The sequence below is a fragment of the Tardiphaga sp. 813_E8_N1_3 genome, assembly GCF_051811025.1.
Classification (GTDB): Bacteria; Pseudomonadota; Alphaproteobacteria; order Rhizobiales; family Xanthobacteraceae; genus Tardiphaga.
In genome coordinates, this window is record NZ_JBPWQE010000001.1 from 4,625,635 (window position 1) to 4,647,673 (window position 22,039).

At 61.7% G+C, this 22,039-nt stretch carries 25 protein-coding genes; 17 read left to right on the plus strand and 8 right to left on the minus strand.

The window, feature by feature from the left end; translation table 11 throughout:
- Positions 1–8 precede the first annotated feature (8 nt).
- Positions 9–749, plus strand: coding sequence for an ABC transporter ATP-binding protein (locus tag AB8A33_RS21930; protein ID WP_439094699.1), 741 nt, complete (start codon positions 9–11; stop codon positions 747–749).
- Entirely contained in the window at positions 746–2,605 is a 1,860-nt protein-coding gene (locus tag AB8A33_RS21935) for a bifunctional sugar phosphate isomerase/epimerase/4-hydroxyphenylpyruvate dioxygenase family protein (protein ID WP_439094700.1), read from the plus strand. Before AB8A33_RS21930 ends, AB8A33_RS21935 begins: the two co-directional genes overlap by 4 nt.
- 15 nt (positions 2,606–2,620) lie before the next feature.
- Here the strand turns inward: AB8A33_RS21935 and AB8A33_RS21940 are convergent, their stop codons facing one another.
- From AB8A33_RS21940 to mnmA, 3 genes are read right to left on the minus strand one after another with little or no spacing between them, the layout of a single operon-like run.
- Entirely contained in the window at positions 2,621–2,992 is a 372-nt protein-coding gene (locus AB8A33_RS21940; protein ID WP_439094701.1) for a hypothetical protein, read from the minus strand.
- Between the two features lie 51 nt (positions 2,993–3,043).
- Positions 3,044–3,682 carry a class I SAM-dependent methyltransferase gene (locus AB8A33_RS21945; RefSeq protein ID WP_089262053.1) on the minus strand — a complete coding sequence of 213 codons (639 nt, stop codon included), beginning with the start codon at positions 3,680–3,682 and terminating at the stop codon, positions 3,044–3,046.
- A 17-nt stretch (positions 3,683–3,699) separates the two neighbouring features.
- Complete coding sequence (gene mnmA, locus AB8A33_RS21950; RefSeq protein WP_439094702.1) at positions 3,700–4,896, minus strand: tRNA 2-thiouridine(34) synthase MnmA; 1,197 nt, start codon at positions 4,894–4,896, stop codon at positions 3,700–3,702.
- Between the two features lie 319 nt (positions 4,897–5,215).
- Between mnmA and AB8A33_RS21955 the strand changes: the two genes are divergently transcribed.
- The 8 genes from AB8A33_RS21955 (at position 5,216) to flbD (ending at position 13,194) form a co-directional block, all read left to right on the plus strand.
- Entirely contained in the window at positions 5,216–6,742 is a 1,527-nt protein-coding gene (locus AB8A33_RS21955; protein ID WP_439094703.1) for a flagellar hook-length control protein FliK, read from the plus strand.
- A 10-nt stretch (positions 6,743–6,752) separates the two neighbouring features.
- Positions 6,753–7,466 (plus strand): flagellar hook assembly protein FlgD, encoded by a 714-nt coding sequence (locus AB8A33_RS21960; RefSeq protein WP_439094704.1) that lies wholly within the window; start codon positions 6,753–6,755, stop codon positions 7,464–7,466.
- A gap of 145 nt (positions 7,467–7,611) precedes the next feature.
- Entirely contained in the window at positions 7,612–7,887 is a 276-nt protein-coding gene (gene sciP, locus AB8A33_RS21965; protein WP_002714638.1) for a CtrA inhibitor SciP, read from the plus strand.
- 171 nt (positions 7,888–8,058) lie between these two features.
- Positions 8,059–9,672: a flagellar basal-body MS-ring/collar protein FliF gene (fliF, locus tag AB8A33_RS21970; RefSeq protein WP_439094705.1), complete on the plus strand. Its 1,614-nt coding sequence runs from the start codon at positions 8,059–8,061 to the stop codon at positions 9,670–9,672.
- Between the two features lie 5 nt (positions 9,673–9,677).
- Complete coding sequence (gene fliG / locus AB8A33_RS21975) at positions 9,678–10,769, plus strand: flagellar motor switch protein FliG (protein ID WP_439094706.1); 1,092 nt, start codon at positions 9,678–9,680, stop codon at positions 10,767–10,769.
- Positions 10,769–11,389, plus strand: coding sequence for a FliH/SctL family protein (locus tag AB8A33_RS21980; RefSeq protein ID WP_439094707.1), 621 nt, complete (start codon positions 10,769–10,771; stop codon positions 11,387–11,389). Before fliG ends, AB8A33_RS21980 begins: the two co-directional genes overlap by 1 nt.
- Positions 11,390–11,410: 21 nt before the next feature.
- Complete coding sequence (gene fliN / locus AB8A33_RS21985; RefSeq protein WP_439094708.1) at positions 11,411–11,755, plus strand: flagellar motor switch protein FliN; 345 nt, start codon at positions 11,411–11,413, stop codon at positions 11,753–11,755.
- A gap of 53 nt (positions 11,756–11,808) precedes the next feature.
- A complete protein-coding gene (flbD, locus tag AB8A33_RS21990; RefSeq protein WP_439094709.1) occupies positions 11,809–13,194 on the plus strand; it encodes a sigma-54-dependent transcriptional regulator FlbD in 1,386 nt (461 codons plus the stop codon).
- A 57-nt stretch (positions 13,195–13,251) separates the two neighbouring features.
- On the opposite strand, the gene AB8A33_RS21995 is transcribed toward flbD, so the two are convergent.
- A complete protein-coding gene (locus AB8A33_RS21995) occupies positions 13,252–13,407 on the minus strand; it encodes a hypothetical protein (RefSeq protein ID WP_439094710.1) in 156 nt (51 codons plus the stop codon).
- Positions 13,404–13,790 (minus strand): DUF4345 domain-containing protein, encoded by a 387-nt coding sequence (locus AB8A33_RS22000; protein ID WP_439094711.1) that lies wholly within the window; start codon positions 13,788–13,790, stop codon positions 13,404–13,406. Before AB8A33_RS22000 ends, AB8A33_RS21995 begins: the two co-directional genes overlap by 4 nt.
- A 174-nt stretch (positions 13,791–13,964) precedes the next feature.
- Between AB8A33_RS22000 and AB8A33_RS22005 the strand changes: the two genes are divergently transcribed.
- The 6 genes from AB8A33_RS22005 (at position 13,965) to AB8A33_RS22030 (ending at position 18,034) form a co-directional block, all read left to right on the plus strand.
- On the plus strand, positions 13,965–15,074 hold the full coding sequence (locus AB8A33_RS22005; protein WP_093759443.1) for an ATP-dependent DNA helicase: 1,110 nt from the start codon (positions 13,965–13,967) through the stop codon (positions 15,072–15,074).
- 119 nt (positions 15,075–15,193) lie between these two features.
- Positions 15,194–15,583, plus strand: a complete 390-nt coding sequence (locus tag AB8A33_RS22010; RefSeq protein WP_439094712.1) for a BA14K family protein — start codon at positions 15,194–15,196, stop codon at positions 15,581–15,583.
- 217 nt (positions 15,584–15,800) lie between these two features.
- Positions 15,801–16,517, plus strand: a complete 717-nt coding sequence (msrA, locus tag AB8A33_RS22015; RefSeq protein ID WP_439086383.1) for a peptide-methionine (S)-S-oxide reductase MsrA — start codon at positions 15,801–15,803, stop codon at positions 16,515–16,517.
- A gap of 41 nt (positions 16,518–16,558) precedes the next feature.
- On the plus strand, positions 16,559–16,972 hold the full coding sequence (gene msrB, locus AB8A33_RS22020) for a peptide-methionine (R)-S-oxide reductase MsrB (protein WP_439094713.1): 414 nt from the start codon (positions 16,559–16,561) through the stop codon (positions 16,970–16,972).
- Between the two features lie 150 nt (positions 16,973–17,122).
- Positions 17,123–17,503 carry a hypothetical protein gene (locus AB8A33_RS22025; RefSeq protein WP_439094714.1) on the plus strand — a complete coding sequence of 127 codons (381 nt, stop codon included), beginning with the start codon at positions 17,123–17,125 and terminating at the stop codon, positions 17,501–17,503.
- 246 nt (positions 17,504–17,749) lie between these two features.
- Entirely contained in the window at positions 17,750–18,034 is a 285-nt protein-coding gene (locus AB8A33_RS22030; protein WP_068733430.1) for a hypothetical protein, read from the plus strand.
- A gap of 38 nt (positions 18,035–18,072) precedes the next feature.
- Here the strand turns inward: AB8A33_RS22030 and AB8A33_RS22035 are convergent, their stop codons facing one another.
- Positions 18,073–18,591, minus strand: a complete 519-nt coding sequence (locus AB8A33_RS22035) for a DUF4112 domain-containing protein (RefSeq protein WP_439094715.1) — start codon at positions 18,589–18,591, stop codon at positions 18,073–18,075.
- A 173-nt stretch (positions 18,592–18,764) separates the two neighbouring features.
- Here AB8A33_RS22035 and AB8A33_RS22040 point away from each other — a divergent pair, with 173 nt between their 5' ends.
- Positions 18,765–19,277 carry a PAS domain-containing protein gene (locus AB8A33_RS22040; RefSeq protein ID WP_439094716.1) on the plus strand — a complete coding sequence of 171 codons (513 nt, stop codon included), beginning with the start codon at positions 18,765–18,767 and terminating at the stop codon, positions 19,275–19,277.
- 5 nt (positions 19,278–19,282) lie between these two features.
- On the opposite strand, the gene AB8A33_RS22045 is transcribed toward AB8A33_RS22040, so the two are convergent.
- Both AB8A33_RS22045 and AB8A33_RS22050 read right to left on the minus strand, forming a co-directional pair.
- Positions 19,283–20,512 carry a GGDEF domain-containing protein gene (locus tag AB8A33_RS22045; RefSeq protein ID WP_439094717.1) on the minus strand — a complete coding sequence of 410 codons (1,230 nt, stop codon included), beginning with the start codon at positions 20,510–20,512 and terminating at the stop codon, positions 19,283–19,285.
- Positions 20,513–20,783: 271 nt separating this feature from the next.
- Entirely contained in the window at positions 20,784–21,611 is an 828-nt protein-coding gene (locus AB8A33_RS22050) for a lytic murein transglycosylase (protein WP_439094718.1), read from the minus strand.
- Positions 21,612–22,039 lie beyond the last annotated feature (428 nt).

Sequence of the window (22,039 nt, forward strand, 5' to 3'; positions counted from 1 at the left end):
ATAACGCTATGAGCGATGCGATCCTGGACGTTCAGAACCTTGTCGGCGGCTACGGCAAGATGACGATCTTGAATGGCACTACCTTCTCGGTGCCGGCTGGGTCGATCACCACCGTCATCGGGCCAAACGGCGCCGGCAAGTCCACGGTGTTCAAGGCGATCTTCGGTCTGCTGAAGCTCCGCGAAGGCAAAGTCACGTTCAAAGGCAAGGACGTCACCGGTCTCAGTCAGCGCGCATTGCTGACGGCAGGCATCTGCTATGTTCCGCAGGGACGCAACATCTTCCCGGAACTTACGGTCCGTCACAATATCGAACTCGGTGCCGTCGCTGCCGGTCGTGACATCACCGATCTGCCGGCCCGTATCGAGGCCGCTCTCGACAAATTTCCCGTGCTCCGCACCAAAGCCAAGCAGCAGGCCTCGACGCTGTCCGGCGGCGAGCAGAAGCAGCTCGAAATCGCCCGCGGCCTCCTGCTCAATCCGCAGCTGGTGCTGATCGACGAGCCTTCCATCGGGCTGTCGCCGCTGATGGTGTTGCAGACCTTCAATATCCTGAAAGAGCTGCGTGACCGCGGTGTCTCGATCCTGATGATCGAGCAGAATGCGCGCTCGGCGCTGGAGATTTCCGATTTCGGCATCGTGCTCGAACTCGGCCAGACCCGCTTGATGGACAAGGCTGACCGTGTGCTCAACGATCCACGTATCGGACAGTTGTTCCTCGGCGGTGCCATGACGGAGACCGCGGCATGAACAAGCTCTCGATCGCCACCGTCTCGCTATCAGGCGCACTGGATGAGAAACTCCGCGCCATCGCTGCAGCCGGCTTTGACGAGGTCGAGATATTTGAAGCGGACCTTCTGTCCTTCAATGGAAGCCCCAGGGATGTCGGCCAGATGTGCCGCGACCTCGGCCTGACCATCTGTGCTTTCCAGCCCTTCCGCGACTTCGAGGGCATGCCGGAGCCACAGCGCAGCCGCAACTTCGCGCGCGCGGCACGCAAGTTCGACCTGATGAAGGAATTGCAGACAGATTTGATGCTGATCTGCAGCAACATCTCGCCGGCCTCGCTCGGCGGTATCGACCGTGCGGCCGCTGATTTTCGCGAGCTCGGCGATCTTGCCGCAAAGCACTATATGCGCGTGGGTTTCGAAGCACTCGCATGGGGCGCTCATGTCAACGACTATCGCGATGCCTGGGAGATCGTGCGCCGCGCCAATCACCCGTCCATCGGCGTGATCCTCGATAGCTTCCATGCGCTGGCCCCGGCATTTCCCGTCAGCGCCATTGCATCGATCCCGGCCGATAAAATCTTTCTGGTGCAGCTCGCCGACGCGCCGAAGCTGGGCCTCGATGTCCTGTCGTGGAGCCGGCATTTCCGCTGCTTCCCCGGTCAGGGCGACCTGCCTGTGGCCAAGTTCATGGAAGCCGTGCAAGCCACCGGCTATAGCGGCGCGTGGTCCCTCGAGATTTTCAACGACCAGTTCCGCGCAGGCTCCGCGGTTCGCACTGCCACGGACGGGTTGCGCTCACTGATCCTGTTGCAGGATCAACTGGCAAAGACACCGGCCGACGCGCTGCAGCCAAAGACATCCACCCGCGGCGTCGGCTTTATCGAATTTGCCGTCAATGAGACCAAGGCGACAGACCTCGCAACTCTGCTCAGCCAGCTCGGCTTTCGCAAGACCGGCGCCCATCGGAGCAAGGACGTCGAACGCTGGTCGCAGGGCACCATCGAACTCGTGATCAATTCTGAGCCGGACGGTTTCGCGCATTCGCATTACGTGACGCATGGCCCCGGCGTGTGCGCCATCGCACTGGACGTGGGCAATACCAAGCAGGCCATGGCGCGCGCTGAAGCATTGCAGGCGCGAACATTCTATCAGCCGGTCGGACCGGGCGAACTGGAAATCCCGGCGATCCACGGCGTCGGTGGCAGTCTTCTCTATTTCCTGGAAGCGGCCGGCAAGAACTGGGACGTAGATTTCGAGCCGCTCAAGAGCGATGCCGGTACAGATCATCTCTCCGTCGTCGATCACATCTCGCAATCGATGCCCTATGACGAGATGTTGTCGTGGCTTCTGTTTTACACCGGCATTCTCGACCTGCAGCGCCTGCCGCAGATGGAAATTCCCGACCCAGTCGGCCTCGTGCAAAGCCAGGCGCTGATATCAGCCAATCAGTCGCTGCGTATCATCCTGAACGGATCATCCGCAACGCGCACACTGTCGAACCGCTTCATCTCGGAGTTCTTCGGTTCCGGCGTGCAACACATCGCGTTCTTGTGCGACGATATCTTTGCTGCGGTGGCCGATATGCGCAAACGCGGCGCTAAATTCCTGCGCATTCCCGACAATTATTACGATGACGTGGAAGCCAAATACGGGCTCGACGCCGAGCTGATGGCTGCGCTGCGCGACAACCAGATCCTGTATGATCGCGAAGGCGACGGCGAATTCTTCCAGATCTACACGCCGAGCTTTGATGAGCGCTTCTTCTTCGAGATTGTCGAGCGCCGCAACTATCAGGGATTTGGTGCGGCCAATGCAGGCATCCGGCTCGCCGCGCAAACGCGTGACGCGCGGCCTGTATCCGTGCCGCGCGTCTGACGAACTCGTTAAGACTTACTTCGGCCGAACGCTTTGATCGCCACCGGGACTGCCGGGTGGCGAAATCACCGGCGTATTGCTGCTATCCGAATTCGGCGCGGGTGCCCGCATCGCGGGATCGACATTGCTCGGCGGGCAAAGAACACCATCTGATTTCGCAAGTTTATCGCCCAGCGGTTCCGGGCTCTGGCCCGTTGTCGTACCGCTTGGAGCTATCGTCCCCTGCGGGGTCGTTTGTGTCGGCGCACAATTGGCATTTGCACGCTCGGCCGCCGGCGGCGCGGTCTGTGCGGGAGGCGTGGCAGGCGTCGGCGGCGCCTGCGCGAAGGCGGCGCTGGAACCGGCGATGACAAGACCTGCGATGACGAGCGACTGTTTGATCTGCATCCCGAGCAAACCGCGGGCGCCATTGGAGGTTCCGGCCTCGCGCTGCAACAGTCAGGATTTAATGTAGCGGATCAGCGAAAAATGCCCCATCGGCGGCATAGGTCGGCGCTCGGCCAGCGTGATCCCGCCGTGGACCGTTGCCCAGTCCACCAGCCGCTTCCACGGAAATTCCGGTCGCCAGCCGAGCCGGCGTGCCAGCGGCGCAAAGGCCAGTTCGAAAATCTTGCGCGGACCGCTTTCGGCGCCGATGTGATTGACGAGAATGAGCTCGCCGCCTGGTTTCAAGACGCGGATGAAATCATCCAGCGTCGCTTCCGGATCGGGTACGGCTGTGATGACATATTGCGCCACCACAGCATCGAAATGATTGTCGGGGAATGCGAGATTCTTCGCATCCATGACCGCCAGCGTTTCGACATTGGTGAGATTGTGGGTGCGGACGCGCTCATGCGCCTTGCGCAACATCGGCTCGGAAATATCGACGCCGCAAATTTTCGTGGTGCGAGCATAATCGACCAGCGACAGACCTGTGCCGACACCGACATCCAGGATGCGGCCGCCAATGCGATCGGCCTCGATGATCGTCGATTGCCGACCGCTATCGAACACCTTGCCAAAAACGAGATCGTAAATCGGCGCCCAGCGCCCGTAAGCCTTCGCGACCCCTGCGCGGTCGATATCGCCAGCCATGCCCCTACCCTGAACTCTTACACACGCATCGCTGCGACGGCGGGGACATTAGCATCGCGGGGGGAGGTGCTGACAGGGCTTTTCGCCGCAGCGCTCTTGATGAAGCCGCCGCCGAGCACCCGGGCCTGACCGTCCGGCGCGTCGTAGAACACACAGGCCTGACCGGGCGACACGCCCTCTTCGCCGCCGACCAGTTCGATCTCGTAGCCGCCATTCACAGCACGCAGCCAGGCCGGCTGTGGTCCACGGGTCGAGCGCACCTTGACGAACAGTTCGAGACCACTGCCCACGGCGCTTTCCAGCGAGCCGCCACCGATCCAGTTGACGTCGCGCAGCACAATGCGGTGCATCCGCAAGGCCTCGCGCGGGCCGACGACCACGCGCCGGGTGACGGCGTCGAGCTTGATCACATAGAGCGGCGCGCTGGCCGCAATACCGAGGCCGCGGCGCTGGCCGATGGTGAAATGGATAATGCCGTCATGGCGGCCGATGACATGGCCATCCATATCGACGATCTCGCCCGGTTCGAGCGCATTCGGCTTCAGACGCTCGATCACATCGGTGTAGCGGCCGGACGGCACGAAGCAGATGTCCTGGCTGTCCTGCTTGTCGGCGACCGACAGATCGAACTGCCGGGCCAGTTCGCGGGTCTGCGGCTTGCTCATGTCGCCGAGCGGAAAGCGGAGATAATCGAGCTGTTCCTGCGTTGTGGCGAACAGGAAATAGCTCTGGTCGCGATCGGCATCGGCAGCGCAGACCATGGCACGCGAGCCGTCAGCAAGGCGGCGCGAGGCCACATAATGACCGGTCGCCAGCGCCTGCGCACCGAGATCGCGCGCGGTCGCCAGCAGATCGCGGAACTTGACCGAACGATTGCATTCGATGCACGGCACCGGGGTTTCGCCGGAGGCATAGCTCGCGGCGAAATTGTCGATGACGGACTCGCGGAACCGGCTTTCGTAATCCAGCACGTAATGCGGGATCCCGATCCGCTCAGCCACGTCGCGGGCATCGTGGATGTCACGACCGGCACAGCAGGCGCCCTTGCGGTGGGTGGCGGCGCCGTGATCGTAGAGTTGTAGCGTAATACCGACGACGTCGTAGCCCTGCGACTTCAACAGCGCAGCCGTCGCCGAGGAGTCGACGCCGCCGGACATGGCGACCACAACCCTGGTGTCCTCCGGACGGCCTTCGAGATCGAGACTGTTGAGCATGGTTTCGGTCACTGATGCGACCGCGCTGGCTGCAAACCGTCGCGATCAGGAAAACGGAGCCAAATCCCGGAACTTAAGGTCGGTCCGACAATGGTTGGGATATGGCACTTTAATATAGGCCACCTTGCGCTCAATCAATCACGGCGCCTCGCCCGGAACGGCAATTCTTGCCGCCGGGCAGAAAAGATAATGCCGCGACGGCCCCCAAGCGGGCTCTCTCCGAATTTCAACATACTGATTTATATGGATATTTTCATGAAACGAGACATGGCCCGGTCCTTGCTGAAAGGAGGATAGAACTCTTCTGGAAAGGCCACCCGTGGTTAGCGTTACGCAGGATATCGCCTCAACCGTCTCGTTTCAGACCGCACGATCGAATTCGTCCCGCGACGATCAGCGGTCGAACGCCGACAGCTTCGGCTCGCTTGTCGACAGCAACACCGTTGCCAGCGCCAATAGCGACCGCGCCGCAGCCGCCCAGCCTGATCTGCCAGCACCCGCACGGCGCGACGACACGCGCTCCTCGAGCAATGACCGCACACGGCAGTCCGATGATCGCGCCGACACCGCGGCCGCCAATGCGAGCGACCGTGATACTCAGCCAGCCGATGCCGCTCAGGACTCCCGCAAGGCGACGAAGAGTGACCAGAGCGACACAAAGGCCGATTCCAAGGCCGACGCGAAGACGGGCGACAAGACCGATACCAAGGACGCCTCGTCCAAGGATACCGACAAGACCGCAACGACCGATGTCGATGCAACGACCTCAACCGAGAAGCCCGTCGCAGTCGCCGCCGTCGCAGTCGCGATCCCCGTGCCAGCGGCCACGACCGATGTTGCAGTAGCTCCGACAGCGCCCGAAACCACCGGCGTTGCACAGCCTCTCGCCATCGCTGCAGCCGTTTTAAAAGCCCAGACGGCCGTGACTGAAGCTGCAACGGCTGACGCCGACGCCGCGCCTGCAACGACGCCCCCGGAAGCCGAAGAGAATTTCGCAGCACTTATCGCATCCGCGACACCCGCGGGCGGCAAAGCCGGCGCGAAGAAGACCGGCGCAGCCGATGCCACAACGGCATCAACGGCTGAGGTCAAATCAGAAGACAAGACCAAAGCGACCACGACGACGTCCGCGCAGCCAGTCGACGCAGCCGCAGCGGCGACAGTCGGCAAAGACACCAAGCCGGGCGACAAACCCGTAGATGGCGTAGCAACTGACGCGACCGCCGTCGCACCGGAAGCTGCAAAGCCCGCGACTGGCGCTGGTCATGAGCGTCGCGCCGAACACGTCGCGCAGGCTGCAGGACCGGATGTGATTGCGCCGGCCACCAATAGCTTGCAGCAGCAGCAGCCGTTGCAGACCGCTCAGACGCCGATTGCAGCTGCGACCCCGCAATTGACCGCTACGGTCGCGACCAATGCGCCAGTGCCTTTGAACGGCGTCGCCGTCGAGATCGCGCAGAACGCCAAATCAGGAAAGAGCAGCTTCGACATCCGGCTCGACCCTGCCGAGCTCGGCCGTATCGATGTCCGGCTCGAAGTCGACAAGCATGGCAATGTGACCTCGCATCTCACCGTCGAGAAGCCGGAAACCCTGACCATGCTGCGCCAGGATGCACCGCAACTGCAACGCGCGCTCGAACAGGCCGGCCTCAAGACTAACGACAGCGGACTACAATTCAGCCTGCGCGATCAATCGCAAGGTCAGCAACAGAACAGTGGCGATAATTCGGGCCGCAACGCCCAGCGCCTTGTGATCCACGAAGACGAGTCCGTGCCTGCCATTGCTGCGGGCCGCGGTTATGGCCGCATGCTGGGATCCAGCAGCGGCGTCGACATCAGTATCTGAGGAGTGAACCATGGCAGTTGACGCAACGACTCCAACCCCTGTCGTTTCCGGTACCACACAGAACTCGAACTCGAGCAACAACTCCAGCTCGACGACCACCGGCATTGCGGATAATTTCCAGACGTTCCTGACGCTACTAACGACGCAGTTGCAGAACCAGAACCCGCTCGACCCGCTCGATACCAACCAGTTCACGCAGCAGCTGGTGCAGTTCGCGGGCGTCGAACAGCAGCTCAAGTCGAACGATCAGCTGAAAGCCCTGGTCGATCTTGGCAAAGCTACGGAAGCGACGCAGGCGCTCATCTATGTCGGCAACAACGTCGCCGTCGATGGTAGCACGGCGCAATTCAAGACGTCGGCGACATGGAATCTGCTCGCCGACAAGGACTCTACAGCCACCGTCAACATTACGAACGCCGCTGGTAACGTTGTCTACACCGGCAAGTATACGTTGAAGTCGGGCAACGGCACTTTCGTGTGGGACGGCAAAGGCAATGACGGCGTTCAGTATCCCGAAGGGGCCTATAAGCTGACGGCAACGGGCAAGGACGACAACGGTCGCGACGTCGCCATCTCCACGGAAGTCCAAGGCGTTGTCGATTCCGTCGATCTGTCAGCGAGCCCCGCCCTGCTCTCGATCAACGGCAGCAACTATACGGTCGACAAGATCAAGCGTGTGGTGCGTCCGACGACTCCAACGACGCCAACCACACCGACAACCTGACGCTGCGCCGCATCATCTCCTCGGGACAATATTTCGAACCAAATCCAGTTCTATTCGCATTGGAGTTGTAGGCTTAGGCAAATTTTAAGTCGCTGGGCGTAGATTGTTGAAGTGAGTTCAGTGGTTGAGAGTTTGTGAGTACGCCATGACAGAACCCCATCGCCCGAGGGTCAAATACGTCATCGGGCCTGACGGCAGTCCGTTAACAATTGCGGATCTGCCCGCGCCCGGAACCAAACGGTGGGTCATCCGCCGCAAAGCCGAAGTTGTCGCCGCCGTCCGCGGTGGCCTTCTGTCTCTTGAGGAAGCCTGCAGCCGCTATACGCTGACAGTCGACGAATTCCTCTCCTGGCAGTTCTCGATCGACCAGCACGGTCTGGCAGGACTGCGGACCACCCGCATCCAGCAATATCGTCAGTAAACGAATCGTTAATATCTCCAATTCGATGAAAACCGGCTCCCTTATGGGAAGCCGGTTTTCGTCATTTGGCCATATTTTTGCCACCCGTTAACCGCCGTTAACCATATCGAAACCATACCCCGGCAAAATTTGCCCAGTCGGTCGCTGAGACCGAATCTCAGGGGCTGGTTCGTGCAGAGTCTTCTAAGTTTCCTTAAAGGTCTCGGCGCGGCGCGCCTCATGGCGATGGTTGCGGTCACCGCCGCACTCATCGGCTTCTTTGCCTTCGTCATCATGCGGGTCACCACGCCCCAGATGACGACCCTGTTCACGGACCTGAGCGTCGAGGACTCCTCGGCGATCATCAAGGATCTGGAACGCCAGGCTATCCCCTATGAGCTGAAGAACGACGGCGCCGCCATCATGGTGCCGAAGGACAAGGTGACTCGACTCCGCATGAAGCTGGCCGAAGGCGGCCTGCCCAAGGGCGGCGGCGTTGGCTACGAAATCTTCGACAAGTCAGACGCTCTCGGAACGACAAGTTTTGTCCAAAATATCAACCACTTGCGTGCTCTCGAAGGCGAATTGGCGCGAACCATCCGGGCGATCGACCGGGTACAGTTTGCCCGCGTCCACCTCGTCCTGCCGGAACGCCCCCTGTTCTCCCGCGAAGCGCCTGAGCCTTCGGCCTCGATCGTGGTCCGCGTCCGCGGCGCCCTCGACCCACAGCAGGTCCGGGCGATCCGCCATGTCGTCGCCTCAGCCGTCAACGGCCTGAAGCCTGCCCGGGTCTCCATCGTCGACGAAGCCGGACAGTTGCTCGCCGACGGCGCCGCTGACCCGACCATGGACGGCGCCACCGGCGACGAGCGCCGTGCCGGCTTCGAAAAGCGGATGCGCAGCCAGGTAGAAGCGATCGTTTCCTCGGTGGTCGGCGCAGGCCGGGCCCGGGTCCAGCTCACAGCCGACTTCGATTACAACAAGGTCACGCAGACCTCTGACAAATTCGACCCGGAAGGCCGGGTTTTGCGCTCCAGCCAGAGCCGGGAAGAGTCCTCCGCAGTCGGCGAGCGGGATGGCCAAGTCACCGTCAACAACGAACTGCCAGGCAATCAGGCGGCCGGCAATACGGGGACGGCGAAGGATCAAAGCAAGAAGTCGGAAGAAACCAACAATTACGAAATCTCCCGCGTCACGAAGACCGAAGTGACCGAAGCGGGCCGTGTCAATCGCATCTCGGTCGCGGTACTGGTCGACGGCAGCTACAGCAAGAACGAGAAGGGCGAGCAGATCTACGCCCAACGCCCCAAGGAAGAACTCGATCGTATCGCGGCGCTGGTCCGTTCGGCCATTGGCTTTGACCAGAAGCGCGGCGATCAGGTCGAGGTCGTCAACCTGAAATTCGCCGAGGGCCCAACTGTCGTCCCGACGCCGGAGCCGACCGGTCTGCTCGGCATGATGCAATTCACCAAGGATGACGTGATGCACGTCATCGAACTCGCGGTCATGATGCTCCTCGGTCTGGTCGTGATGTTCATGGTCATCCGCCCGCTGGTCCGCCGCGTCCTCGCCTCTGAGCCCGTGCCGGCGCTCCCTGCAGCCAACGCCCTCGTTCTTCCCGACGGTGTCGCCCTCAGCGCAGACGGACAGACCGTCATTCCCGCCAGCGGCCCCAACATGATCGACGTCGCTACTATCCAGGGTCAGGTCCACGCGCAATCCGTGCATCGCGTGGGCGAACTGGCCGATCGTAACCCCAACGAAACCGCAGCCATTGTTCGCGCATGGCTGCAGGAACCGGCGTGATCTGAATGGCATCCGTTCCGCAAACCACTGGCGACAACAGCAGCGACATCGCCAGCGTCGTAGCATCGCTCGCACAGCGCCAGGGTGGCCGCGCGCCAGCGAAGCCCCTGAGCGGCCCGAAGCGCGCAGCCATCCTGATGCTGGCGCTGGGTGAGCAATATGGTGGCAAGGTGTGGGCCCAGCTTGACGACGACGAGGTGCGCGAGCTTTCAGTTCACATGTCTTCGCTCGGCACCATTGAGCCTGAGACAGTCGAAGATCTGCTGCTCGAATTCGTGTCACGGATGTCCGCCTCCGGCGCCTTGATGGGCACTTTCGATGCCACCGAGCGTCTGCTGACCCAGTATCTGCCGTCCGAGCGCGTCAGCGGTATCATGGAAGAAATTCGCGGCCCTGCAGGCCGCAACATGTGGGAAAAACTCTCGAACGTGCAGGAAGAGGTTCTCGCGAACTACCTGAAGAATGAATATCCGCAGACCGTCGCGGTGGTGCTGTCGAAGTTGAAGCCGGAGCATGCAGCGCGCGTACTCGGCATCCTGCCCGAGGATCTCGCGCTCGACGTCATCAACCGCATGCTCAAGATGGAAGCGGTGCAGAAAGAAGTCATCGAGCGGGTCGAACAGACGCTGCGCGTTGAGTTCATGTCGAACCTCTCGCAGACCCGTCGTCGCGACGCGCACGAAGTCATGGCGGAAATCTTCAATAACTTCGACCGCCAGACCGAAACGCGTTTCATTACCTCGCTGGAAGAAGACAATCGCGAAGCGGCCGAGCGCATCAAGGCGCTGATGTTTACCTTCGACGATCTGATCAAGCTGGATGCCGGCTCGGCGCAGACCCTGATGCGCAGCATCGACAAGGACAAGCTGGGTATCGCGCTGAAGAGCGCCAATGAGGAAGTTCGCGCCTTCTTCATGGGCAACATGTCGTCGCGCGCTGCCAAGATGTTGACCGACGATATGGCCGCGCTCGGCCCGGTCCGTCTGCGCGACGTCGACGAGGCACAGGCACTGCTGGTGAATTTGGCCAAGGATCTCGCCGCCAAGGGCGAGATCGTGCTGACCAAGAACCGCGCCGACGACGAGCTGGTGTATTGATGGCCGCCCCCGCAAAATTCCTGTTCGATATGGACTTCGCAGCGCCCGATAAGACGCGTGCGCCCGCGATCACGCCTGCGGAGATCGCAGAGAAGGTCGCCAACGCCGAAGCCCAGGCCTATCGCGCTGGCTTCGATGCTGCCCAGCGCGAGGCCAAGGCCGAAAGCGACCGTCGCGCCGCATTGGCGCTGGAACAGATCGGCGTTGCGATCTCCTCGATTTCCTCGCGCTTCGGGGCCATCGAAGAAAAGATGGAAACCGAAGCTGTCGATGTCGCGGTGTCAGTGGCACGCAAGCTGTGCAATGAGCTGATCGCCGTCGAGCCGCTCACGGAAGTCATGGCCCTGGTCCACGACTGTTTCAAAAATCTGGTGTCGACGCCGCATCTGGTGGTGCGCATCAACGACCAACTCTACGACGAAGCGCGCGAACGCATCGAGAAGCAGGCCAAACAAAGCGGCTTCGCCGGCCGCCTCGTCATTCTCGCCGAGCCGGATATCGAAAACGGCGACTGCAAAATCGAATGGGCGGACGGCGGCGTCGTGCTCGAACGCGCAACCATCGACACCAAGATCAACGAACTCGTCGGACGCTACATGGCGTCGCGCAATCAGGCCTGACAGGGCTGTGAGGACTAGAATATGAGCGATCCACAGGTTCCGCTTCCCGATCTCAATGCCACCGATCCCGGCGCAATGGGCGACGTTGGCTATGCCGATGAGGATCAGGTCACGCGCATTGCCGCCGATCTCGAGGCGGTCTTTGACGTTCCGGTACAGGTATCGGCCGTGCTCGGACGCTCGAAGATGGGTGTCGGCGAATTGCTGAAACTCGGGCCCGGTACCGTGCTCGAACTCGACCGCCGCGTCGGCGAAGCGATCGACATCTATGTGAACAACCGCCTCGTGGCACGCGGCGAAGTCGTGCTGGTCGAAGAGAAACTTGGCGTGACCATGACTGAGATCATCAAGGCTGAACGCAGCTAACACCAGATAAACGGCGCCTCAACGGCGCGATGACGAGATAACAGGAGATCACCATGCGGCTTCTCATCGTTGGCACCTTGAAGGGTCAGCTTACCACCGCCACCAAGATCGCCATGGATAACGGCGCCTCCGTGGTTCATGCCGAAGGCCATGATCAGGCGATGGGCGTGTTGCGTGGCGGCAAGGGCGCGGACCTGCTGCTGGTGGATGTCGCCCTCGACATCCGCGACCTCGTGATGCGGCTGGAAGCCGAACACATCCATGTGCCGATCGTCGCCTGCGGCATCACCACCGATGCCCGCGCCGCGGTCGCGGCGATCCATGCCGGCGCCAAAGAATACATCCCGCTGCCGCCGGATCCGGAACTGATCGCCGCCGTTCTCGCCGCCGTTGCCAATGACAGCCGCGATCTGATCTATCGCGACGAGATGATGGGCAAGGTGGTCAAGCTGGCGCAACAGATCGCCGGCTCCGATGCGTCGGTGATGATCACGGGCGAATCGGGTACCGGCAAGGAAGTGCTGGCGCGCTACGTCCACACCCGCTCCAACCGCGCCAAGAAGCCGTTCATCAGCATCAACTGCGCTGCAATCCCCGAGCATCTGCTGGAGTCCGAACTGTTCGGCCACGAGAAGGGTGCCTTCACCGGCGCGATCGCACGCCGCATCGGCAAATTCGAGGAAGCCACCGGCGGCACGCTCTTGTTGGACGAAATCTCGGAAATGGACGTGCGGCTACAGTCGAAGCTGCTGCGCGCCATCCAGGAGCGCGTCATTGACCGCGTCGGCGGCACCAAGCCGGTGCCGGTGGATATCCGCATCATCGCAACGTCGAACCGCAATCTCTCCGACGCCGTGCGCGAAGGCACGTTCCGCGAAGATCTGCTGTTCCGCCTGAACGTCGTGAATCTGAAGATTCCGCCGCTGCGCGATCGCCCGGCCGACATTCTCGAACTGGCGCAACATTTCGCCAAGAAATATGCCGACGCCAACGGCGTGCCGGTTCGCCCGATCTCCGCTGAAGCGCGCCGCGTGCTCACCGCCAATCGCTGGCAGGGTAATGTCCGTGAACTCGAAAACACGATCCACCGTTCGGTGCTGATGGCCAACGGCGACGAGATCGGCGCGGATGCCATCCTGACCCCGGATGGCGATCGTCTCGACCTCGCCAAGACCCCGCCTGCCGTCGCGCACGCCACCATGGCAGCAGAAACCGTGACCCGCGCCCTCGTCGGCCGGACGGTGGCCGATGTCGAGCGCGATCTGATCCTGGAGACGCTGAAGCACTGCCTCGGCAACCGCACCCATGCGGCCAACATTCTTGGCATCTCGATCCGCACTCTGCGCAACAAGCTGAACGAATATGCCGATGGCGGCCTGCCGATCACCCCGGCCGGAGCAGGCACCGGCGATTATCGCGCGGCAATGGGTGCTATGTAGTCAACACCGTCATTCCGGGACGTGCGAGCGCAGCTCGCGCGAACCCGGAATGACGAGCTAGGAATAGCTCGGCGCGTCGGGCTTCCTGAATATCTGGATCGGATCGCCCGGCGTCAGCTCCTGCCGCGTGAACATCGCATAGGCGTAGAGCGCGAGATAACCGATCGAAATCGCGCCGATCACGTAGACAATCCAGGTGCCGATCCGCTTCATGCGGCCGCACCACGCCGCACGAGATGGCGGTGCCACAGCCAGATCATCGGCACAACCACGAGTTCGCCGATCAGGCTGATCAGCAATCCCACGGTCGGAAAGCCATGACTGAGCACCGCCAGCAAACGTGCAGCGGCGCCGAATACGAGGATGAAGGTCAAGATCGAAATTCGTTCGCCGCGCTTTTCGATCTGCGGGATCGCCGACCAATAGATCAGTCCGACCGCCACCAGCACACCCTTGATGAAGCGCACATAGCCCTCCATCGTCACGCCGAGCCTGACGCCCGAGAGGCTGGTGCCGAACAGCACGCCGGTCAGGCCGAACAGGATGGCCACGAGGCCGACAATCGCCAGTGCGATCTGAAGCAGTCTGCGTTCCAAAATGGGCTCCCTGGGCTCAAGCAGCCTAATAACTGCGTCATGGAACGACAATGAGCAACCGGCCACGTTGGCGCACACGACTTGGGGGTCTCCCGCTTGCGTCAGACGCCTGAATGGTTAGCTTTCCCCGCTGAGTCGCGGCAAAATGGCTGCGCACCGCTTTCCAGAGACGAAATGCCGACCTTTACCCCGCATCAGGATGCCGCGCTGAAAGCCGTCGACGACTGGCTGAAGGCGAAGCCAGGCCGCAACGGCACACCGCAGGTGTTCCGGCTGTTCGGCTTTGCAGGTACCGGCAAGACGACATTGGCGCGGCACGTCGCCGACAATGTGGACGGCGAGGTGAAATTCGCGGCCTTTACCGGCAAGGCTGCGCTGGTGATGCGCAACAAGGGCTGCGACGGCGCGTCCACGATTCACTCGCTGATCTATCGCGCCCGTGAGAGCGGCGAGGAGCAGCCGAATTTCGAACTGTGGGACGACGCACCGGCCTCGAAGGCCAAGCTGATCGTCATTGACGAATGCTCCATGGTGGACGCCGAACTCGGCCGCGATCTCCTGTCCTTCGACTGCCCTTTGCTGGTGCTCGGCGATCCCGCGCAGTTGCCGCCGATCCAGGGCGGTGGCTTCTTCACCGAGACCGAGCCCGACGTAATGTTGACCGAAGTGCATCGTCAGGCCGAGCACGATCCGATCGTGCGCATGTCGATGGATGTCCGCGAGGGTCGGTCGCTGCAGCCCGGGCAATATGGTTTGAGCGAAATCGTGTCGCGCAAGGCACTCGATCCGGACCGCGTGATGGCCGCGGATCAGGTACTGGTCGGCCGCAACAACACGCGCCGCGCGTACAACATGCGTGTGCGGCAGAAACTTGGCATCGAGGACCTGCTGCCGGTGGCCAATGACAAGCTGGTCTGCCTGCGCAACAACCGCAAGAAGGTGCTGTTTAACGGCGGTCTGTGGCGCGTCAAAGCGCGCGCCGCGTCGAAATCGCAGATCATTACCATGCGGATTTCACCGGACGAAGACTTCGGCGGCAAGGTCACCAAGGTCTCCGTGCGCGCAGATTGTTTCTCCGGTGGAGTTGAGACGCTGCCATGGGAGCAACGCAAGCCTTACGATGAATTCGACTACGGCTACGTGCTGACCGTGCACAAGAGCCAGGGCTCGCAATGGGACGACGTCGTTCTGTTCGATGAGAGCTTTGCATTTCAGGAAAGCCGCGCCCGCTGGCTCTATACGGGCATCACCCGCGCCGCGAAGCGCTTGAGCATCGTGGTGTAACGCCCGCGTTTTACAATTAATCGCATGGGTTGATCTGACGCATCCCCGATCATTGTGCATTATGGAACCATAAGGCCGCCCGCACGTTTCGGCCACTTACGCATAATAAGGAGCTCGATATGCATCCCGCGAAAATCCTGACGATGGCCACGATGATCGGCGCAAGCGCGCTGGCGTTTTCGGCGCCTGCGACATCTGCCCCACTGGTTAGTCAGCCCGGCCTCGCCAGCGTCGTACCGTCGGCCACCGAGAACGTGCAGTATTATCGCCGTTACGGATATGGCCCGCGCTATGGATACGGTCCTGGCTACTATCGCCGGGGACCCGACGCCGGTGCCGTGATCGGCGGCCTCGCAGCGGGTGCCATCATCGGCGGCGCGATTGCGGCCAGTCAGGCCAACGCGGCAGCCCAGCAGAACGCAGCCTATTGCGCGCGGCGCTATCGCTCCTACGATCCAGCGTCAGGCACTTATCTGAACAACGACGGCAACCGTTACCCCTGCCCATAAGCCCTTAGCGTCATAGTCAATTAGAAAGCCGCGGGACACATGTCCCGCGGCTTTCTCGTGCCTTGGTCAAATCCTCACGAACTCGTGTCCGGTATCGCGTAACAAGCGAGATCCTTCTCCGTATCTCCGATATGCCGGCCGGAAATGCCGATTGCGAACCACGGTCTCCGGTCTAGACTGCCGATATCCGGCCATCGATCATCCAAGAGGACCTGCTATGCGCCGCTCCCTGTTCAGCCGCCTCTCGCTCTGCGCCGTTGCCGGCGCATTGGCGATTTCGACCGCCCTCGTCGCTCCCACTTTTGCTGCTGAGGAGGCTGTCATCATTCCCGCACCCGCAGCGGACACGCCGGCCGCGACCGGCATTCAGACTGCGGTGATTGCGGGTGGGTGCTTCTGGGGCGTCCAGGGCGTGTTCCAGCACACAGCTGGCGTCGTCAACGCTGTGTCAGGCTATGCCGGCGGCTCGAAGAGCTCTGCCAATTACACAGCGGTGAGCACTGGCTCGACCGGACACGCCGAAGCGGTTGAGATCAAATACGATCCGGCAAAGATCAGCTACGGCAAGATCCTGCAGATCTATTTCTCGGTGGCGCATGACCCAACCCAGCTGAATCGCCAGGGTCCGGATTCGGGTACGCAATATCGGTCGGAAATTTTCGCGACGACGCCGGAGCAGAAGAAAGTGGCGGAGGCCTACATCGCCCAGCTCAACGCTGCCAAGGTCTACAAGAAGCCGATCGTCACCAAGCTCGGAATGCTCGAAGCCTTCTATCCGGCGGAAGCTTATCATCAGGACTACCTGACGCTGCACCCGAACCAGCCCTATATTGCCTATAACGATATTCCGAAGGTCGAGAACCTGAAGAAGATCTTTGCCCAGAACTATATCGAGAAGCCGACGCTGGTGAGCGCGTCGAAGGTCACAAATTGACCTGAGCGCTCGCAGCCACGGCCGATCGGGAAGGAGAAAGAATGACCGATATCAAGACCACACCCGGCAAGGTCGAAAAGAGCGAAGCCGAATGGCGCCGCGAACTGACCCCGATGCAGTATGCAGTGCTGCGCGAAAAGGCGACGGAGCGTCCGTTCACCGGCGAGTACGAACATGACCATACAGCGGGCACCTTCGTCTGCGCAGGCTGCGGTCAGACCTTGTTCGAGTCCGATGCCAAGTTCGATTCCGGCTGCGGCTGGCCGAGCTTCACGCAGCCCTCACGAGAAAGTCATATCGACGAAGAACGCGATGTGACCCACGGCATGATCCGCACGGAAGTACTGTGCTCCAAGTGCAATGGTCATCTCGGACATGTGTTCGACGACGGCCCCGGACCCACGGGATTGCGATACTGCATCAACTCTGCGGCCTTGAAACTTCAGCCTAAATAAATAGGTATCCCGTATCGAACTGTTTCCATGCCTCGCGCGACTCATCGAAGTCTCGCGGGGCATTTCTGTCAAAGCTTTTGCCTTCTGCCTGTTACTTGAACATGCCTCAGCGGCATGCACGTTTGCGAAGAAGAATAAGAAAGTACCAAGATGTCTACCCGTTCAAACCGTTTGTTGCTCGGCATTGCACTTGCGGGTCTCATTCTCGAAAGTTTGGTGTCCCACCCCGCACTGGCGACCGACAAGGTGTCGCTGTTCAAGGTGATCACGGCCAAGGACGAGATCATCATCGGCATTAACGATGACCAGCTTTCCACTTTCGAAGCCAAGAACGCCGGCGGCGTCGCCAAGCATTTGGTCCAGAAGGGTACGCTGACGGCTTGGCAATACGCCGTGCGCAAGGCTGAGGCGGGGGCGCTGGAGCAGGCGCCTTTGCGGCAGGTGGGGCTTATGTCGACTGAGGCGCTGCGGGTGGAGCCTTATACTACCCCCCTGAAAATCGTGCCGCTGCCGGACAAGACCGGACAATAGGCAAATATTGCGCTGCGCGCGCCGCTGCCCATGCTTTGAGCGAGCGCTAAGCTCTTAAAATCACAACGCTATTACGACCATACCGCCGGCGACCCGCGATTCATCATGCTGTATCGCGGGTGTCGCAATTAGCCAAAACGTGCTTATATTGGGGTCTGTCCTGAAATGATGTTCCGCGCGCCGCCGGATCGGCTGCATTGCGAATGAAGCGTCGTTTCGTTGCGTATTCAGATGAGGTCCCCGACCATGGCAGCTTTCAGCTACAACACCGCAGCCGAACTCTTCCCCGCCGCGATCCGTAAGAAAAAGCGTGCCGGTTTCGCCTATCGTCGTTTCGATACGGCCGCCGCCGCCGTCCAATTCGCGATCGAGGAGCTGCCGGCTGACTCGCTGAACGGCGCCTATCTGCAGGTCGAGGAAGCCCGTTTCGACCAGAGCGGCATTCGCTCGCTCTATGAGAGCCAGGACTTTCCGCTCGAGCGCCGCGTGCGCGCCGAAGAGCCTGCGACCGACGACGCCGACGCAGCTTGAGCTTTACGGATTGAGACGATCGCAGCCCAGACTCTGAACTAGAGTCTGGGCTGTTTTTCGAGCCACTTGCGCAGCATTCTGACGTTGCGGACATTGGCCCGGAACATCACGTCGAACGCATCGCCGACAAACGGCACGATGCCGATAGCACCGTCCACCGCAACATTGCCCAGCATGCGCGCCGTCAGATGCCACGGCGCGCCAAGAGCCCGTGCCTCGCGCACCACCCATAGCGAGATCGCCGTGGTGATGATGTCGCCCACGATCGGAATCAAACCGATCAGACCATCGATGCCGTAGCGGATCTTGGTGCCCGGCACGACGAAAGCGACGTCGAGCAGTTTCGCCAGCGCATCCAGCCGCGCCAGCCGTTGCTCGCGCGTGAGATTGGCAAACGGATTGGCGCCCGCTCCGAAGTCGAACCGAAAGCCCTGCACATCCGGCCGCAACTGATCGGGCCGAACCTCAAAACCATCCTGATCGATGATCGGACCATGCGCGGACGCCGGCTTGCGCGGGCGGCCGCCATCGTAAGTGGTTGATTGACCTGTGCTCATCATGGCCATGACATGGGGGACACACGCCAACTCTGCAAGCGGCATCGCGTCACGCCTCATCGGCCTGTCCACCGCGATCCCCATGTTTGCCGCGCAGAAACTCTCCAACCCCCGGTTGAATTGCGGGGAACCCGCTGTATTCTCCCCCGCCGAGAACGGACGGGGGATGGACGATGCGACGACCCTTGGGTGACGTGTGCCTCGATATCGCAAGCTTCGCCCGGGAGCGTAAGCACGAGTTTCTCTCCTACATCCTGCGGCTCGCGGCAGCAGAGGCCTACAAGACCACGGCCGAAGACGACGCGTTCGAGATGCCGATGCCGCGAAGGCTGGCCGCCCGCGAACTCATCGTCGGTTTCTGGGACTGGGACATCAGCAACGACCGCAACTATCTTGATGCCGAGGCTGCCCGCTTCTTCAATGTCGATCCCGACAAGGCCGCGCGCGGTCTGCCGAACACGGCCTGTCTCGCAGCGATCCATCCCGATGACGTCGCCCGGGTGCGTGCCGCAGTCGCGGCCGCGATGCGATCGGGCGGCGTCTTTGAGTGTGAGTATCGCCTGATCAGGAACGATCGCGTCAGCTGGATTCTCGCGCGCGGTAGCTGCACGCTGGACGGACACGGCCGCCCTGTGCGCCTGCCCGGCGCAATCATCGACATCACCCACGACAAGATGCTGAACTGAGGCGATCAGGCCAGCTTGCGGGCGCGGTCGATCGCGTCGTCCATGTTGAGATCCGGCACCATCGACGGCGCTTCGAGATCGCACAGGGCGAAGCGGTTCTTGCCGTCGTTCTTGGCGGCATAGAGCGCCTGGTCCGCAGCCGCGATCAGCCGCTCCGGATATTGCCCGACCTGCGGCTGCCACTGCGCGACGCCGATGGATGCCGCAATCGGAATCTCACCGGGCGCACAGCCCGCGGCATCGATGCGGCACACATCCAGAATGCGGCGCGCGATGGCGGCGGCTTCATGCAGCGTGGTGCACGGCAGGATGATGCTGAACTCGTCGCCGCCGGAGCGCGCGAGCAGATCGCCGGGGCGGAGTTTGCTCTGGGTCATCAGCGTGAAGTGACGCAGGCAATCGTCGCCGGCCGCATGGCCGTGGCCGTCATTGATTTCCTTGAAGCCGTCGAGATCGATCGCCAGCAGCGCGAACGGCTTTTGCGTGCGGCGCGCCAGCGCGCATTCCTCGGTGAGACGCTGCACCAGGTGACGGCGATTGGCGACGCCGGTGAGATCGTCGACCAGCGCGAGTTCGGCGACTTCGCCGCGCAGGCGATCGATGGCCATCAGGAGGAATCCGAAATTCCATGACATCGCCAGGAACACCAGCACCAGCACCATCATGGCCTGGAGATTGTTGAAATCGGCAAAGGTCATGTTGCCGCCGATATTCGCCAGCGCCGCGGCCGAGCGCACGGCATGCACAGCAACGAGCGTGATCGCGAGCCAGCCGGCGAGACGGGCACCGGCATTGCCGCCGCCATCCTTGCGCGACAACAGCAGCGGCACGGTCATGGCAACGGTGACCGACTGGCCGGCGGAATAGATCAGCACGCGCATCGCCATGTTGTCGTGCCACAGCGTGAACAGCAGCAGGCCGGCCAGGCTGGCGGCGATGATGACGGCTTGCGCGCGCCATCCGGCCGCGCGGCCGTAGAACTGGTTCATGCCGATGGCGGCGAGGCTGGTGGCCAGCAGCAGCAGGCCGTTGCCCAACAGGATGGCGATCAGCGGATCGACGCCGACGCCGCGCAGCACCGAGATGCTGTTGCCGAGCGCCGCGGCGAACGCAGCGGCTGTCCAGTAACGCGCGGCATGCAGGTTGGGATAGCTGGTGGCCACATAGGCCCAGACCACGCCGAGGGCCAGAAAGTTGACGGTGAACACCGTGAACAGCGTACCGACATTCAACATCGGCTGTTACCGCCACGCCGTACGTCACGCTTGTGCGCGCTGCTGTCGATCCCCGTCATCACTCTCACCACTCGTTCCCAGCAGGTGGTAAAATGCGTCGGCGACGCTTAACGGAATCTGACTCGCCGCGGATAATCCCCAGCGTGGTTTTGAAAGAGTGAAAGGGAATAGATTAATCCGACTTTCACCATCGGGGGTCCCCAAGTTCGCCAAGCGGGCGCGCGGCTTAACAAAAGTTTAAAACCGCGCGCGTCTTGCTCAGCTCCCTCGCCTATCGACCGGCCGCGAGGCGATCGGCGAAATAGCCGATGGTCTTGCGATAGATCGTGGCCCTGTTCCATTCGCGCATCGCCTCGAAATTCGCCGTGCCCTCGCCGTAGGGCTGGCCGCCTTTGAAGCCCGCGGTCTTCAACAGGTTCGCGGTCGAGGCCAGCACGTCCGGCACCGAATGCCTGAGATCCACATGGCCATTGCCGTCGAAATCGACGCCGTATTTGATGTAGCTCGACGGCAGGAATTGCGTCTGGCCGAGCTCGCCGGCATAGGCGCCGATCAGGTCGCGCTGCGGCAGGTCGCCACGCTGCAGGATCTTCAGCGCCGCGATCAGCTCGCCCTGAAACAGTTCCGTGCGGCGGCAGTCATGCGCCATGGTGGTGAGCGTGCGGATCACCGGCATCTTGCCGATATCGCCTTTGCCGAAATCCGACTCGAGACCCCAGATCGCCACCACGATCTGCGGCGGCACGCCGAAGCGCGCCTCGATGCGCGACAGCAGCGAGGCGTGACGCTGCATCATCTGCAGGCCCATCGAGATGCGGCCCTGGCCGACGCGGGTCGAGACATATTGCTCGAAACTCTTGTTGAAGGTGCCGCGCTGGCGGCGATCGAACGACAACACCGCGGGATCCTGTGTCACGCCGGCAAAGGCCTGCGAGATCACGCCCTGCGACACGCCGGCGGCGGCCGCCTCCTGCGACATGGCCGCGATGAAACCCTGGAAGTCGCCGCCGCATTTGGCGGCCTGCGAGGATGTGGCCGTCAGCGCAACCGAGACGAAGGACACAGCGGCAATGGCAATGGCGGTGATACGATTGGTCATGAAAAACCTGTTGGGTTGGCGATACCGGAGTGTGGCATGACCGGTGTGTCCGAACAACGGCGCGCCTCTTGTCCCTCCCTCAAGCGGCGAAGCCGCGCAGTGGGGAGGGTGGCTGGCCGAAGGCCAGACGGGTAGGGTGGTGCAATAAGCTCGGAGTGTGCGGAAGCACCCCACCCCGGCCTCCACTTCGAACGAAGCTTCGCTTCGTCCTCGTTTGGCCGACCCTCCCCACTGCGCAGCTTCGCTGCTTGAGGGAGGGATATCGCGACCGCCTGCGCGTCTCAGCGTCTTCGAATATCAAACAGCCACTCCACTGTCCTTCAGACATGCGTCATCGCCCCCATTGTTTGCGGCGCGGGGGCGCCGTCGTGTTTCGCATTCCCGCCCCCCTTTGAGAGGGCGTGCGGAACGCCGGGTGCCCGTTGCAC